The sequence below is a fragment of the Hymenobacter actinosclerus genome, assembly GCF_900111515.1.
In the GTDB taxonomy this organism is placed as follows: Bacteria; Bacteroidota; Bacteroidia; order Cytophagales; family Hymenobacteraceae; genus Hymenobacter; species Hymenobacter actinosclerus.
Window position 1 is genome coordinate 468638 of the sequence record NZ_FOHS01000001.1, and the last position, 14695, is coordinate 483332.

At 64.6% G+C, this 14695-nt stretch carries 11 protein-coding genes; 4 read left to right on the forward strand and 7 right to left on the reverse strand.

Going from position 1 to position 14695, the window contains the following annotated elements; genetic code table 11:
* Positions 1-51: 51 nt before the first annotated feature.
* Positions 52-1053: an SRPBCC family protein gene (locus tag BMY67_RS01930; protein ID WP_092767778.1), complete on the reverse strand. Its 1002-nt coding sequence runs from the start codon at positions 1051-1053 to the stop codon at positions 52-54.
* Between the two features lie 79 nt (positions 1054-1132).
* Here BMY67_RS01930 and BMY67_RS01935 point away from each other — a divergent pair, with 79 nt between their 5' ends.
* Entirely contained in the window at positions 1133-1894 is a 762-nt protein-coding gene (locus BMY67_RS01935; RefSeq protein ID WP_177189647.1) for an alpha/beta fold hydrolase, read from the forward strand.
* A 13-nt stretch (positions 1895-1907) separates the two neighbouring features.
* Here the strand turns inward: BMY67_RS01935 and BMY67_RS01940 are convergent, their stop codons facing one another.
* Positions 1908-4043, reverse strand: a complete 2136-nt coding sequence (locus BMY67_RS01940) for a M48 family metallopeptidase (RefSeq protein ID WP_092767782.1) — start codon at positions 4041-4043, stop codon at positions 1908-1910.
* Between the two features lie 314 nt (positions 4044-4357).
* Positions 4358-5356, reverse strand: a complete 999-nt coding sequence (locus tag BMY67_RS01945; protein WP_092767784.1) for an aspartate-semialdehyde dehydrogenase — start codon at positions 5354-5356, stop codon at positions 4358-4360.
* A 161-nt stretch (positions 5357-5517) separates the two neighbouring features.
* Here BMY67_RS01945 and BMY67_RS01950 point away from each other — a divergent pair, with 161 nt between their 5' ends.
* From BMY67_RS01950 to BMY67_RS01960, 3 genes are all read left to right on the forward strand, one after another.
* A complete protein-coding gene (locus tag BMY67_RS01950) occupies positions 5518-8124 on the forward strand; it encodes a lamin tail domain-containing protein (protein WP_092767786.1) in 2607 nt (868 codons plus the stop codon).
* A 247-nt stretch (positions 8125-8371) separates the two neighbouring features.
* On the forward strand, positions 8372-9859 hold the full coding sequence (locus tag BMY67_RS01955; RefSeq protein WP_092767788.1) for a DUF1800 domain-containing protein: 1488 nt from the start codon (positions 8372-8374) through the stop codon (positions 9857-9859).
* A 110-nt stretch (positions 9860-9969) separates the two neighbouring features.
* The gene (locus BMY67_RS01960) at positions 9970-11178 is read left to right on the forward strand and encodes a DUF1501 domain-containing protein (RefSeq protein WP_092767790.1); all 1209 of its coding nucleotides are present in this window, start codon (positions 9970-9972) and stop codon (positions 11176-11178) included.
* A gap of 24 nt (positions 11179-11202) precedes the next feature.
* On the opposite strand, the gene BMY67_RS01965 is transcribed toward BMY67_RS01960, so the two are convergent.
* The 4 genes from BMY67_RS01965 to BMY67_RS01980 form a co-directional block, all read right to left on the reverse strand.
* Positions 11203-11913, reverse strand: a complete 711-nt coding sequence (locus BMY67_RS01965; protein WP_092767792.1) for a hypothetical protein — start codon at positions 11911-11913, stop codon at positions 11203-11205.
* A 94-nt stretch (positions 11914-12007) separates the two neighbouring features.
* Positions 12008-12877, reverse strand: a complete 870-nt coding sequence (locus tag BMY67_RS01970) for a transporter (protein WP_092767794.1) — start codon at positions 12875-12877, stop codon at positions 12008-12010.
* A gap of 104 nt (positions 12878-12981) precedes the next feature.
* Entirely contained in the window at positions 12982-14061 is a 1080-nt protein-coding gene (locus BMY67_RS01975) for a hypothetical protein (protein WP_143069665.1), read from the reverse strand.
* 73 nt (positions 14062-14134) lie between these two features.
* Positions 14135-14671, reverse strand: a complete 537-nt coding sequence (locus tag BMY67_RS01980) for a GNAT family N-acetyltransferase (RefSeq protein ID WP_092767798.1) — start codon at positions 14669-14671, stop codon at positions 14135-14137.
* Positions 14672-14695: the final 24 nt, after the last annotated feature.

The following is a 14695-nucleotide window of genomic DNA, read 5'->3' on the forward strand; positions in this document are numbered from 1 at the left end:
CGGTAGGGCGTTGGGGCCGCCGGAGGGGCGGCAGATGCTAAAGATACCGTTCTACGGGCGGGCGGCCAAGGCGGTGGAAGCGGCATCCGTTTCGCATCGGCGGCGGATGACTTCGAGGATACGGCGCTGGATTTCGCTCATGATGTAGCCGGTCCAGAGGCCGGCGTAGGGGTTGATGCGGGTGCTCAGGCGCTGGCGGCTGTACAGAATAAGGCGGGTGCGGCCGGGGCCGGCGGGCTCCAGTTCGTAGGTGCCGCGCAGCACGTCGAAAAACCGGCCGCCCACCGTCACGTGCTCGTCAAACGTGGTGGGCGGGATGGTGGCGGTGTTGGGCACGATGCTGAACGAGATGCGCCGCTGGGGCTCCCACACGTCGACGGTTTCCAGGAACTCCACGCCCCGCTCGAAGGTGGCCCGGCGCACGCCCCCCACGCCCTCGTGGCTGAGCGTGGCCTCAATGGGCCGCGGGAAGCCCAGCCGGTCCACCAGGCTCGGGCCCAGGTCCTGGGCCGTAATGGGCGGTACCCGCACGATGTGCCGCCACACCACGGCCGCCGGGGCCTCAATCACCACCGTGTTTTCAACCCGGCGGTACTCGTCGGGAGCCGTGAACTGGCTTTCGACGGGGGCCAGCACGAAGGGCAGCAGGGCGAAGGCGGCCACCACGTAGGTTTTGGTCTGCTCGTCGCGGTCCGTGGTCAGGCCGTAGTAGATGCAGGCGCCCAATCCAGCCGTGAGCATGAAGAGCGGGAAAATCATCAGTACGCAGATCATGCCTTCCAAGTGGAAAAGCAGCGCCGTAACCAGAAACAGCAGCACCGTCAGGAACGGTGCGAATACCAGCCGCCACCATTTGGAGGCAGTGCGCGGGGTAAAGTGGGCGGTTACGGCGCCCAGAGCTGCCGGAATCAGCAGCAGGAAGCACAGCATCAGCAGGCCCCCGGCATCGTTGAAGTAGTTGCTGGCGAAAACGAAGCGGCCAAGTAGCGCCATGAATAAACCCGCGCCGCTGGCAATCAGGTAATGATAGTACTGTCGCTTGATAAAGGCCATGCGGGGGAGAGGTAGCGGGAACGGATGCGGCAAAAGTGCGTATTTGTCGGGATTACGCCGCCTTTTCCGCCCGCTGCTCATGCCCCACGCCAAAAAAGCTACCCTCGTCTTCCTGCACGGTTTCGCCGAAAGCCCCGCCATCTGGACCGATTTCACCCGCGGCTTCCCGGCCCACTACCGCCTGCTGATGCCCGCCCTGCCCGGCCACGGCCCCCAGCCCCAGCCGGTAACCGACTACTCCATGGAGGCCCAGGCGCAAGCCGTGCTGGCGCAGCTGGATGCGGCCGGAGCCGAAAAGGTGCTGCTGGTAGCCCACAGCATGGGCGGCTACGTGGCCCTGGCCCTGGCCGATGCGCACCCCGAGCGCGTCGCCGGCCTGGTGCTCTTCCACAGCACCGCTTTGCCCGATACCGACGAAAAGCGGGAGAACCGCACTAAAAACCAGGACTTCATCCGCCGCCACAGCCTCGATAAGTTCATGAACTCCTTCATCCGGCCGCTGCTGGCCCCGGCCAACCGCGAGCGGCTGGGCACCGAGCTGCAACAGCTCGAAGCCATCGGCAAGGCTACGCCCGAAGTCACCATCCTCGGCGGTCTCGAAGCCATGAAGCACCGCCCCGACCGCACCCAGGTATTGCGCGACGCCCGGTTTCCCGTGCTCTTCATCAGCGGCCACGACGACCCGGCCGTGCCCCTCGATACGCTGCTACCCCAGCTGGCCCTGCCCGCCCAAAGCCACGCCCTGCTGCTGCAAGGCGTGGGCCACCTGGGCTTTATTGAGGCGCCGGAGCTGACGCGGCGGGCAGTGCTGGATTTCGCGGCGGGGGTGTTTGGGAAGTAGCTTGAGTGACGGGCTATTTATTCGCCGTTGTGGCAGCCTGCGCCTCTGCCTGAGACCGGACCAGTTCTTCCTGCAAGCGCAGTAGTACGCCTAAGTTTTTAAAGTAGAGGCGGTTGAGGCGGTCATCGGCATGGCTAAGGAAGCCCATAAACTCATCCAGCCATTCCCCCGTCAGATGCACCGGCCCCGGCTCAGGGCTTTTGTGCATGATGTAGGCATGCAGGGTGGGGAAATCCTGCAAGTGCGTCAGGGGCATCATCAAAACCGCTCGGGTTGCTTCCACGGCTTGCAGCAGGGCCTGCCGGCGCTGCTCGAACAGCTTTTGATAGTGTTGCACTCCTTCCTCCGAAACGCTTCCGTGTTTGTTGATGGCATCGAGCGACTCTTGCATCTCGCTGCCGATGTCGCGCGCGCTGACCCATAGCTGCTGAATGTGAAACTGGAACTGATAGCGCTCCAGCCATTGCGCACGCCACGCCGGGTTTTCAGCCGACAACTGCCAGTGCAAAGCAATGCTCTGGCGGTCGAACCCAGCCAGCCACTCCGCGTACTGCGTCTGCTCCTGCTGGAGCCGGGCAGCAACTGCTGGAGCTTCAGAAGCGGGATAAACAACTCCGGCAACCGTAAACTGCCGGTCCTTGGTGAGCTTTTGCTCGAACAAACTCAGCTTGTCTAAATCGGCGCGGCGGGATGCTGCCAGGGCTGCCCGGGCGGGTAGTTCCTGCCCGAAAAGTACCTGGTGGGCCTCCCGCGCCGACGAGTCGGGTAGCGAGGTGGTGGCTATTTCGGCAAATGAAGCCGGGTCGAGGAGCGTGAGCAAGCGGATATCGTAGCTGCCCGCGTATTGGGGGTGGTAGGTAAGCTCCGCGCGTTCGGCTCGTAGGAACTCCTCCACCTCGGCGGCGGGCAGTAGGGTAGGAGCCGTGGTGGGCGCAAACTCCGGATACAGGGTGTGCGTAACCGTGCGGCGCAGTTCGGGCGGGTTACCGAACAGGAGCCAGGGCGAACGGTCGTCGGTTGGCCCGGGAATGCCGAAGGCCAGGGCTCGTTCCTCGCGCAGATAATCGTCGGGGTGGCTGGAGTACATGGCCACTACCTGCACTTCGTCGGGGGCGAAGCGCCGGCCCGGGCTGGCGGCCGTTACCAGCTTGGCCGCGGCCTGCGAGCGTTCGGCTAGCTGCTCCTTCAGGTACAGGCTCTGGTGATAGAATATATCATCGGTAGCTAGCTTGTGCTCCAAAGCCGTACCGAGCTGGCTCAGGGCCTGTTGTAGAGCAGTGCTGGTTGGCCCCAGCTGGTACAATGCCTGGCAGATAGCTTCCGAACCAGTCAGGCGTACGGCCATGCGGTCGGCTTCAAATTCCATCTCGCGCGAGAGCGACGCGTGCACCAGATGAATGCCCTGGTAAGCCAGCTCCAGCACCTTCCGAACCACCCAAACCATGCCCGTCATTCCCCAGGCTGCCGCCGATATGCGCAAATCCAGCGCCCGCCATTTGGCCAGCATCTCATCCCAGGCGTCGCGCTCGAATACCATGTCGTGAATGATGCGGCTGGTGGTGTGGGTGTAACTACCCAGCTTCATGCTGCGCTGGGCAAAGTGTCCGAACTCGTGGGCCAGTACGGCTTTGAACTCACTCAGCGTAAGACCGTTTACCAGGCCAAGCCCAATGAGTAGGTTTTTGCGAGTGGGCCAGAACAGGCTGCGCCAGGTGCTGTCGTAGGACACCGATGCGTTTACCTCCCCATTGACGTAGATATGCTTGGGCATATCGGCACCCGACTCGGCGCAGAGCTGCCGCACGAACCCGAACAGTTCGGGGTGCGCCTCGGGCGCCAGCAGGTACCGGTTGTCGGGGTCTTGGGGGGCAGCTTTGAATAGGAATTTTACCAGAAACGCCACTACCATACCCGCCGCCCCAATGATACCCAGGTGTAGCAGTGCCGTCCAGAGACCATAGCTGTCGAAGCGTAGCGTCAGGGCAAGGTAAACCAGCCAAAGAGCACCAGCCAACAGGGTAAAATACAGTGTCAGGAACAGCAAAATACTACCCATCATGGCCGCAATCAGCAACCGGTAACGGGCGTTGGAAGCCGTAATGCCGGCCGGCAAGGAAGTAGGAGAAGGGGGGTATAGCGTTGAATCCATGAACGAATAGCCGAAAGAGAATAGGAAAGCCCGGCTGAAAAATAGCCAAGTGGCCGCTATATCAAAAGAGTGTGCTGGAGCGCACGCAAAAAAAAGTCCTGCGGCTCCGAATGGTGCCGCAGGAACTGGTTTCTGTTCTTAACCTCGATTTGCTAAGAAGCTATTTGAGTTAGCCAAGAACGGTGTAGAGACGCATACTTGCGTCTCGTCGTTGAACGGTTGTATGGAAACAGCCAACATCAGCAACGACGAGACGCAAGATGTTGCGTCTCTACAACCCCACTGGTATTCCAGAAACTAACTCAAACAGCTTCTTAGGGCTTCAGCAGCCCCATTTTCAGTAGTACCTCGGCAATCTGCACGGCGTTGGTGGCGGCGCCTTTGCGCAGGTTGTCGGCCACCACCCACAGGTTCAGCGTCTTGGGCTGGGTTTCGTCGCGGCGCAGGCGGCCTACCAGCACGGCATCCTTGCCGTGGGCGTCCCGGGGCATGGGGTACACGTTATTCTGCACGTCGTCGACCAGCTCCACGCCCGCGGTGCGGCGGAGCAGTTCGCGCACCTCGGCCAAGTCGAATTCCTGGGCAAATTCCACGTTTACGGCTTCCGAGTGACCACCCATCACGGGCACGCGCACGGTGGTGGCAGTGAGGCGGATGGTGTCGTCGCCGAAGATTTTCTTCGTCTCGTTCACCAGCTTCATTTCCTCCTTGGTATAGCCGTTTTCCTGAAACACGTCGATGTGGGGCAGCACGTTCAGGTCGATGCGGTGGGGGTAGGCGGGGCTGTCGGGCGTCTGGCCGGCGCGCTCCTGCAGCATTTGGTCCACGGCCTGCTTGCCGGTGCCGGTTACGCTCTGGTAGGTGCTTACCACAATGCGGGTGGCCTGGTAGCGCTTGTGCAGCTCGTTGAGGGCCACCACCAGCTGAATGGTAGAGCAGTTGGGGTTGGCAATGATTTTATCGTCGGCCGTGAGCAGGTGGGCGTTGATTTCGGGCACCACCAGCTTCTTCGTCGGGTCCAGGCGCCAGGCCGAGGAGTTGTCGATAACCACCGTGCCGGCCGCGGCGAACCGAGGGGCTTCCTGCAAGGAAATAGCGCCGCCGGCCGAGAAAATGGCCACCGCCGGGCGGGCCGCCACAGCCTCGTCCACGCTCACTACTGTATACTTTTTGCCCCGGAATTCGATTTCCTGGCCCACCGACCGGGCGGAGGCAACGGGTAGCAGTTCCGTGACCGGGAAGTTGCGCTCGGCCAGCACTTTGAGCATCTCGGTGCCCACCAAACCAGTGGCACCCACTACGGCTACTTTCATATTATTTATTAGTTGAGTGGTAAAGGTAAAGCCGTTATCTTCCCCGTGGTTACTGACTTTGGCTTGCTTCGTTTTCTGGCAGCGGTTCGCTCGAGGATGCGCAGCGGGCAAAAGTAAGGCCGCCAGCGCGCACCCTGAGCCCACCACTGCGAGAAACCCCGATGAAAAAACTGCTACTCCTGCTGCTGTTGTTCAGTTTCGAGGCTCAGGCCCAGCTAACCGACGATTTCGCCGACGGCGACTTCAACCAGAATCCGGCCTGGACCGGCGACGAAACCGCGTTCCAGGTGAATGCGGCCCGCCAGCTGCAAAGTAACGGTCCGGCCACGGGGACCCAGCTCCAGCTGATTGCACCCTGCCAGGCCAGCACCGGCACCAGCTGGACCTTCTGGGCCAACCTGAAGCTGGCCACCAGCAGCGGCAACTACGCCGATGTGTGGCTCATGGCCGACCGCGCCGACCTGAAAACCAGCGGCACTCGCGGCTACTTCGTGCGCCTGGGCGGCACCCCCGACGAGGTGGCCCTATTCCGCCAGGATGCCACCGGCAGCCCCGTCTACGTCGTCAATGGCCAGGACGCCACGCTCAACTCCAGCACCAACAACCTCGTGCGGGTGCGCGTCACGCGCTCGGTGCAGAACGTCTGGACCCTGGAGCGCGACCTGACGGGCGGCCAGAGCTTCGTGAGCGAGGGTACGGCCACCGATGCCACCTACCAGCGCAGCACCTATTTTGGGCTGACGCTCACGTATTCGTCGGCCAACGGCAAGGCGTTTTACTTCGATGATTTCCGGGTGCTCGACGCCACGCCGCCCGCGGCGGTGCAGGCCGCCGGCGTGGGTCCGCGGGCTCTCGATGCCACTTTTAACGAGGCCGTGGCCGCCACCCAGAACCCCGCCAGCTACCAGCTGCCCGGCGGCCCGGCCGTAACCGCCGCCCTCCGCGACGCGGTCAACCCGGCCCTGGTCCACCTCACGCTGGCCGCCGACCTGCCCACGGGCGGCGGCACGCTGGAAGTGCGCCAGGTAGCCGACCTCTACGGCAATGTGGCTGCTGGCCCGCTCACGGCTCCGTTCAGCTTTGTGGGCGTGCTGGCCGGGCCGCAGTTCGGCCAGCTGCTCATCACCGAAATCATGGCCGACGAAACGCCCGTGGTGGGGCTGCCGGCTTCTGAGTACCTCGAAATCCATAACCCCTCGGCCACCCGCCCGCTCGATCTGGCGGGCGTGCGCCTGAGCAAGGGCGGCAGCACGGCCAACCCGGCCGTGTTTCCGGCCGGCGCCACGCTGCTGCCGGGCGAGTACGCGGTGGTGTGCGGCAGTACCCGCGGAGCCCAGTTCACGGCCTTCGGGAAGGTGTTTGCTCTCACCAATTTCCCCAGCCTGAGCAACGCCGGCGACCAACTGGTGCTCACGGGCCGCGCTGGCCGCACGCTGTTCGAGGTGACATACTCCGACAGCTGGTACAAGGACGGCCGCAAGAAAGACGGCGGCTGGAGCCTGGAAATGGTGGACGAAACCAACTTCTGCGGCGGCAGCGAGAACTGGACCGCCAGCAACGACCCCAGCGGCGGCACCCCCGGCCGGGCCAACTCGGTGCGCACCGCCAACCCCGACCGCACCGCCCCGGCCCTGCTGCGGGCCGTGGCCCTGTCGCCCACGCTGGTGCGGCTGTTTTTCAATGAGAAGCTCGACAGCACCGCCGTTGCCAACCCCGCCCGCTACACCTTCGCGCCGGCCGTAGGCATCAGCCGCGTGCTGCCCCTGGGCCCCGATTTCCGGGTGGTGGATTTGCAGCTGAGCACGCCGCTACAGCCCAGCCAACCTCTGACGCTGACTGTGCAGCAGGCCACCGACTGCGTGGGCAACGCCAGCGGCCCGGCCGCGGCGGTTACGCTGGCCCTGCCCGCCCCGGTAGCGGCCGGCGACGTGGTTATCAACGAAATCCTGTTCAACCCGCGCACCGGCGGCGTCGATTTCGTGGAGCTGCTCAACCGCTCGGCCAAGTACCTGAACGTGCAGGGCTGGCAGCTGGGCAGCGAGAAGCCCGACGGCGCTGTGGATCAGAAACCCATCAGCCCCGGCCCCTACGTGCTGGCGCCCGGCCAGCTGGTCGTGCTCACTACCGACCCGGCCAACATCCAGCGCTATTACCCCAACAGCTCGGAGCCGGCCAACTTCCTGGCCCTGCCCAGCCTGCCCTCGTACCCCGATGATGCGGGCATCGTGGTGCTGACCTCGGCCACCAACGAGCCGCTGGACCGCTTCGCCTACCACAAAAGCATGCACCTGAAGCTGCTCGATGATCTGAACGGCGTGTCACTGGAGCGCATCCGGCCCGAGGGGCCGAGCACGGGCGAAAACTTCCACTCGGCGGCCAGCGCCGTGGGCTACGCTACGCCTGGCCGCCCCAACTCGCAGTACCAGCAGGACCCCGGCGGCGACCAGACTTTCCGGATCGAGCCCGAAGTTTTCACCCCCGACGAGGACGGCCAGCAGGACCTGACCACGCTCAACTACGCCCTCGACCAGCCCGGCTACGCCGCCAGCGTCACGATTTACGATGCCCAGGGCCGCCTGGCCCGCCGCCTCGTGCGCAACGAAACGCTGGCCACCAGCGGCTTTTTCCAGTGGGACGGCCTCACCGACCGGGGCCAGAAAGCCGCCGTGGGCTACTACATCCTGCACATTGAGCTGCTGCGCCCCAACAGCGGCGAAAAGCGCGAGTACCGCAAAACGGTGGTAGTGGGTGCCCGGATCACGGATTAGCACGGATTTTAACGGATTTCACGGATTTTGTAGACGGGCTGCGGATTTTGTAGACGGGCTGCGGATTTTGTAGACGGGCTGCGGATTTTGTAGACGGGCTGCGGATTTTGTAGACGGGCTGCGGATTTTATAGACGGGCTGATTATTACTGTTCAACGGGGCCGTCTACAAAATCCGTGAAATCCGTTTAAATCCGTGCTAATCCGTGGTCTTTAAACCCAAGCGGCCGGCTTGCGTCCAACCGGCCATGACGACCAAAAACGCGACGACCACCACGCAACGACAGCTCCAGCACCTGTACTGGCGGGCGGGCTTCGGGCCCACAGCGGAGCAGCTGGCGGCCGGCCTGAGCCCGCGGCAGGCGCTGCGCCAGTTGCTGCAAGACTCCCGCCGGTTCGAGCCGCTCGATAGTCCGGCCATGCGCTATGCGGCGCCGCTGCCCACGCCTTCGGGCGAGATGATGCAGGCCAAAGGCCAGCCTCAGGCGGCGATGGTGACGACGCCCGATCAAACGGCGCGGCCCGCCGGGGCCGCCGTAGGCAAGCGGACGCCGGAGCAGCGCAAGCAGCAGAACCAGGGCCTGCGGCGCGCCTTTTACGCCATGAATACCGGCTGGCTGACGCGCATGGCCACTTCGGAGGCCCAGCTGCGCGAGAAACTCACCTTCTTCTGGCACGGCCACTTTGCCTGCCGGGTGCGCCGGCCCGATGCCGCTTTGCAGCTCCACAACACCATCCGGCGGCTGGCGCTGGGCAAGTTTCCGGATTTGCTGCTGGCCGTGAGCCGCGAGCCGGCCATGTTGCAGTTCCTCAACAACCAGCAAAACCGCAAACAGCGCCCCAACGAAAACTTCGCCCGCGAAGTGATGGAGCTCTTCACGCTGGGCCGCGGCCACTACTCGGAAACCGACGTGAAGGAGGGTTCCCGGGCCTTTACCGGCTGGGGCTACAACGGCCAGGGCCAGTTCGTGTTCCGCGAGAAGCAGCACGACGACGGCCCCAAAACCTTCCTGGGCCGCACCGGCAACTTCGGTGGCGAAGAGGTGTTGCGCATCATTCTGGCGCAGCCCGCCTGCGCCGAGTTCATCACCACCAAGCTCTACCGTTTCTTTGTGAACGAGGTGCCCGACCCGGCCCACATCCGGCCGCTGGCCCAGGCGTTTTTTAAGAGCGGCTACGACATTTCGGCGCTGCTGGAGCAGCTGTTTTCGGCCGACTGGTTTTACGATGCCGCCAACGTGGGCACCCGCATCAAGTCGCCCGTGGAGCTGCTGGCGGGCATCAAGCGCACCCTGGGGCTGGAGTTGGCCAATGAGCGGCCGCTCATCGTGTTTCAGAAAGCATTGGGGCAAACCCTGTTTCAGCCGCCCAACGTAGCCGGCTGGCCCGGCGGCCGCGCCTGGATCGACTCTTCGTCGCTGCTCTACCGGTTGCAGCTGCCGGCCGTGCTGCTACGCAACGCCGCCTTCGACGTGCAGCTCAAGCAGGACGAAAACGACCTCGACCCCAACCAGAGCCGCGCCGCCCGCACCTTTGATGCGCCCGTGAAAACCACCGTGCAACTGGCCCCGCTGCAACGGTTGCTGGCCGGCACGCCCGCCGCCCAGCAGCCCGCCCGCCTCAGCGAAATCCTGCTGCAAACCCCCATCCGCCCCGAAAACCTGGCCCTGGTGCGCGGCGAGCTGCGCGACATGACCACCGTCCTGCTAAGCTTGCCCGAGTATCAGTTGATGTAGGCTTCTGCGGCGTGCCGGAGACTGAAAAAAACGGTCATGCTCAGCATGACACCGCTCTTGCTTGCCCCAACATACTATATCCGCTCATCCATCCTTACCAAACCACTGCTATGACCTCCCGCCGCGACTTTCTGAAGGCTTCCACGCTGGCCAGCACGCTGCTGTTCGTGCCCAGGTTTCTGCACGCGCTTGATGCCCAGGACCTCAAAAGCCTGCGCGACGCCGGGGGGCGCCGCCTCGTGGTGGTGCAGCTCAGTGGCGGCAACGACGGCCTCAATACCGTTATTCCCTTCGAGGACGACCTGTATTTCAAGGCCCGGCCCACGCTGGGCATCCGGCCCCAGAGCGGCATTCTGACGCTCGATAAGGGCCTCGGCTTCAACCCGGCCATGCGCCGCCTCAAGGGCCTCTACGACCAGGGCCACGTGGCCGTGCTCAACTCGGTGGGCTACCCCAACCCCGACCGCAGCCACTTCCGTGCGATGGATATCTGGCAGAGCGGCTCGGGTTCCGATGAGAGCCTGACCACCGGCTGGCTCGGCCGCTACCTCGACTCGAACTGCGCCCCCTGCGCCCGGCCCTACAACGGCCTGGAAGTCGACGACACGCTGAGTTTGGCCATGAAGGGCCGGCAGCGCAAGGGGCTGGCGCTGAAAAGCCCCGAGAAGTTTCATCAGCTGACCCAGGGCCGGCTGCTGGCCAAAATCGGCCGCGAGCAGCCGGCGGGCAGTGTTTCGGAGCTCGATTACCTGTACAAGACGTTGGCGGAAACCGCCTCTTCGGCCGATTATCTGTACCAGAAAAGCAAGGTGTATACGTCGGGGGTGGCGTACCCGAACAGCGAGTTCGGCAAGCGCCTCAAAACTACGGCCGAGCTGATCAACTCGGGGGTAGAGTCGCGGGTGTTTTACGTGTCGCTCAGCGGCTTCGATACGCACGTGCGCCAGCAGGAGCAGCAGGCCCGGCTGCTCGGCGACCTGTCGGAGGGCCTGGGCTCGTTTGCCGAGGACTTGCAGAAGGCCGGCAATTTTGATGATACGCTGGTGCTGGTGTTCTCCGAGTTCGGCCGCCGGGTGAGCCAGAACGCCAGCAACGGCACCGACCACGGCACGGCCAACAACGTGCTGCTGCTCGGCGGCGGCCTGCGCCGCCGGGGCATCCTCAACAATGCCCCCGACCTGCGAAACCTCGACGCCGGCGACCTGAAGTATCAGCTCGACTTTCGCGCCGTGTACGCCACCGTCCTGCACGACTGGCTCCAGGCCGATGATAAGGCTATTCTGGGCCGCAGTTTCGAGCGACTGAAGGGGCTGGTGTAGGGCTGGATTTGAGCTGTTCGGCGCTTAAAGCCGGGGCTGCTTCGAGATGTACAAGGTCCCTTTTTGGTCGCCGCAGAACTTGAAATCCCGGCCCTGCCCGCACAATGGAGCACTGGCCGCAATGTACAGGCGCGACTTGGCATCGAAGTACAGGCTCTTTAATTGGTGTTGCTGGGGTAGCGTCAGGTGCTGGCCGGTGGAGGTTTGAACTCCTAGATAGTCGATGTATACAGTGGACGAGTTGGGGCCAACTGGCGTTTCCTGGTACTCGATGCTATATTCGGTGCCAGTGGCGGCCGTAGCGCGGTTACGTTTCACGCGCAATGCCAGGGAGGGCCGCCAGTCGCGGTAACGTTGCCAGGTCAGCCCCTGGTTCAGGCTAAAAACTTCCGGGGAGAGGGCGTATTCCGTGTTGGTATTCGAGCCGTAACCGCCACCGGCCGCCAGCGCCAGCAGCGTGTCCTGCTGCTGATAAAAGCCGCGTATCCCTATTCTATTCGCATAATCGCCCGTTTGCCACGTCTTGCCCCGGTCCTTGGTTTGGTAAACGGTGAAACTCGTGGTGATAGTCAGCGTGCCGTCAATGTCACCGGCTACGGCTTCAATTGCGCGGTCGTCGGGGGCTCGCAGGGCATACCAGTCGGCATACTCGATTACGGTAGGCTGCGCTTCCTTGTCTTTCTGACAGGCGGCGAGCGATACAACCACTAAAGCGCCGACGAATAAGGACTTCATAGTGAAATGATAAGGAGCAGAGGACGAGGCGAAGGTAAGGTATTTCTGCCCTGACCAAGTCCGAAAATCTTCTCTATACTTATCAGAAAACGTCTTACCGCCGCACTACGAAGCCTACGAAATACTCCCGGTCGGCCTGGCGGGTGAGGGCGAACTGGCGGCCGATGTCGAACTGGATATTTTTGCCCACGCTGAACATGGCCCCCGCATTCACGGCCTGCTGCCAGCGGCGGGAGCGGAAATCGTGCTGGGCCACGAGCTCGCCAAAACCCGTCAGCCAGGGCCGGAAGGCGTGGTCGAGGTTGAGCGACGGGGCCGTTTGCAGGTAGTGCTGGCTTTCGTCGCGGTCGAAGTTGAGGCGCAGCGGCAGCTGGGCGCTGAGGTTCCAGGTGTCGGCCAGCGCGTAGGTGGCGGGCAGCAGCAGGCCGTACTCGTAGCCGCCCGCCCCCTGCCGGCCGCCGGTGGGCAGGCGCACAAACCCGATAAGGGCCACGGCCAGCGGACTTTCGGTGGAGTCGTTGCCCCGCAGGTTGCGCTTGAGGCGCACCGTAATATCGCCGAAGCCCTGGTTGCGGGTGCTGGGCTCGTCGGCGGTGGCAAAGGTGCGGTCCCACTCGTAGGCATCCACGAACAGCTGCACATCGGTGCGGTTGTCGAGGCCCATTTTCAGCACGAAGGCATTGGCCCGGAAGGTGTGCTGCTTGGGCTGCCGGCCGGGGTGGCTGCTGATGAGGTTGGCCAGCGCGGTTTCAAACTGAAAATGGCCCGCATCGACGGTAAACGGGCTTTCGGTCACCCCGGGCCGGTCGGGCGCCAGGTCGCGCAGCAGCTCCCGCGGCACCGGCCGAAACAGCGAGTACCGGCGCTTCACGGCCGTCAGCGAATCGGTAGGGGTTTGGGCAGCGGCCAGCAGCGGCAGCAGCAGCGCGCCGGCGGCGAGCAGGGTGGGGGAGAAAAGGCGCATAGATGGCAGATAACAGAACAGGCAGCCGGCAACGGGCCGCCAACCGCCTCCCGATACGGCAGAAAACGCCGGATAGCTGGCCGTCGGCCACCTGAGCTACCCGTTTACCGTGCCTTCAGCCACTCTACCAGCCCGTTCCAGTACTCGGGGGCCGGTTGGGGCCACTGCCACTGGCCATCGGAGCCAGTGCGGCCGGGGCGCCGGAAATCGGCCGTTACGCCGGCCACTACCTGCACCTGCGTGCCCCGGCGGTAGCCCAGCGCCGGGCGCAGCCGGCGGGCGCTGGCCGCTGCCTGCACCGTGGTGTCGAGCCCGGCGTAGTAGGCCAGCACCGGAATCCGCTGCCGGTTGAACACCTGATACCCGGCGGCCTCGGCGCGGGTAGCGGCGGCGGCGGCCTCCAGCACCGCAAATCCGGGCTGCGGCAACTGCCCGGCGGCGGCGGCCACCCGCGCGGTGGCCGGGCCCCGGCCCCAGTAGCCCACCCGGCCCGAATCTACCAGGGCCTGCCGCCGCAGCGCCGCCAGCGCCGCCACCGGCAGCGTCGTGCCCGAGTCGGTGGGGGCGGCCGGGGGCAGCAGCAGCGCTGCAATGCCGCGCCGGGCCAGGTGCGTGGCCCGGCGGGCAGCCGCCGGGGCATCGGCCGCCGAAGTCAGCAGGACCAGCGCCGGGTGCCGGGGCAGCGTATCGTCGGGCAGCAGCAGGCGCAGGCGCTGGGCGGGGCGGCCGGGCACGGTTACCGTCAGGGTGGTGTCGCGGAAGCCGGGGGCGGGGGCTCCGCCGCGGCGCACCCACACAAAATCGGCCCGCACGCTGTCGCCCCAGCCCAGCACCCCGCGCAGGAAGTCGCCCTCGCGCACGGCCTGCACCGTGATGCCGCCGGGCTGGCCGGGGGCTTCCTCCAGTCGCAGCTGGGGCGCTTTGTAGCTGGCCGTGGCCGCCTCAAACTCCAGCCCCGACACCTGCGGAAAGCTCAGCGTCGCGGTCAGCTGGCCGGACTTGGTTTGGCGCAGATCCAGCGCCGTGCGCAGCTCGCTGCCCTGGTAGCTGATGGCGCCTTCGTAGTGGCCGGTGGGCGGGGCGGCGTTGGGCACTTCCCCCGCGCCCGAGTTGCCCGAGCAGGCGCTCAGCAGCGGCAGCAGCGCCACCAGGCCGGTAAGACGAAGAAAGGGAAGGCGTTGCAACGACACGGAATGAGGGGACGGGCGGGCAAAGGTAGCGGACCCGCACGTAACGCCCGGCCGCCGGGGCCAATCCTTACAGACCCTTGCGCAGAATCAAATCGGTCTGGGCCTCGGCGCCGAGCTGGAACGCGTGCTGCCCGATGGGCCGAAAGCCGAACCGCTGGTAGAACTCCCGGGCGCGGGCGTTGTGCTCCCATACGCCCAGCACCACGGCCCGGCACTGCTGCTGGCGGGCCTCCTCGATGGCCCGGCGCATGAGCGCGGCGCCCAGGCCGGTGCCAATCCAGTCTTCGGCCACGTACAGCCGCTCGATTTCCAGCCGCTCTTCGGGCACTTTGGCGGGGTCGAGGCCCAACTCGGAATGCAGCCGCAGCTTGGCATAGCCCACCAGCTCCTGCAACATGCGCGCCTCCAGATACACCGTGTCGGGGTCCTGCAACTCGGCCAGCTGCTGCTCGGGGCTGAAATTAGCGTCGGCGTAAGCTGCCAGGTTTTCGGGCGTGTTCTGGGCGGCGTAGGTTTCGTAGAACAGCCGTCGGCCCAGCTCGGCGAGCTTGGCCGCGGCGGCCGGGGTGCGTTTGGCCAGGCTTATAATCAGGGGTTGACTCATGTTTTATGGAGCTGTCTATTGAGC

Coding starts and splice junctions, on each gene's coding strand:
- BMY67_RS01945 (WP_092767784.1), bottom strand. CDS start 5,356: ATGAAAGTAGCCGTAGTGGGTGCCACTGGTTTGGTGGGCACCGAGATG.
- BMY67_RS01955 (WP_092767788.1), top strand. CDS start 8,372: ATGACGACCAAAAACGCGACGACCACCACGCAACGACAGCTCCAGCAC.
- BMY67_RS01980 (WP_092767798.1), bottom strand. CDS start 14,671: ATGAGTCAACCCCTGATTATAAGCCTGGCCAAACGCACCCCGGCCGCC.
- BMY67_RS01965 (WP_092767792.1), bottom strand. CDS start 11,913: ATGAAGTCCTTATTCGTCGGCGCTTTAGTGGTTGTATCGCTCGCCGCC.
- BMY67_RS01970 (WP_092767794.1), bottom strand. CDS start 12,877: ATGCGCCTTTTCTCCCCCACCCTGCTCGCCGCCGGCGCGCTGCTGCTG.
- BMY67_RS01940 (WP_092767782.1), bottom strand. CDS start 4,043: ATGGATTCAACGCTATACCCCCCTTCTCCTACTTCCTTGCCGGCCGGC.
- BMY67_RS01930 (WP_092767778.1), bottom strand. CDS start 1,053: ATGGCCTTTATCAAGCGACAGTACTATCATTACCTGATTGCCAGCGGC.
- BMY67_RS01935 (WP_177189647.1), top strand. CDS start 1,133: ATGCCCCACGCCAAAAAAGCTACCCTCGTCTTCCTGCACGGTTTCGCC.
- BMY67_RS01950 (WP_092767786.1), top strand. CDS start 5,518: ATGAAAAAACTGCTACTCCTGCTGCTGTTGTTCAGTTTCGAGGCTCAG.
- BMY67_RS01960 (WP_092767790.1), top strand. CDS start 9,970: ATGACCTCCCGCCGCGACTTTCTGAAGGCTTCCACGCTGGCCAGCACG.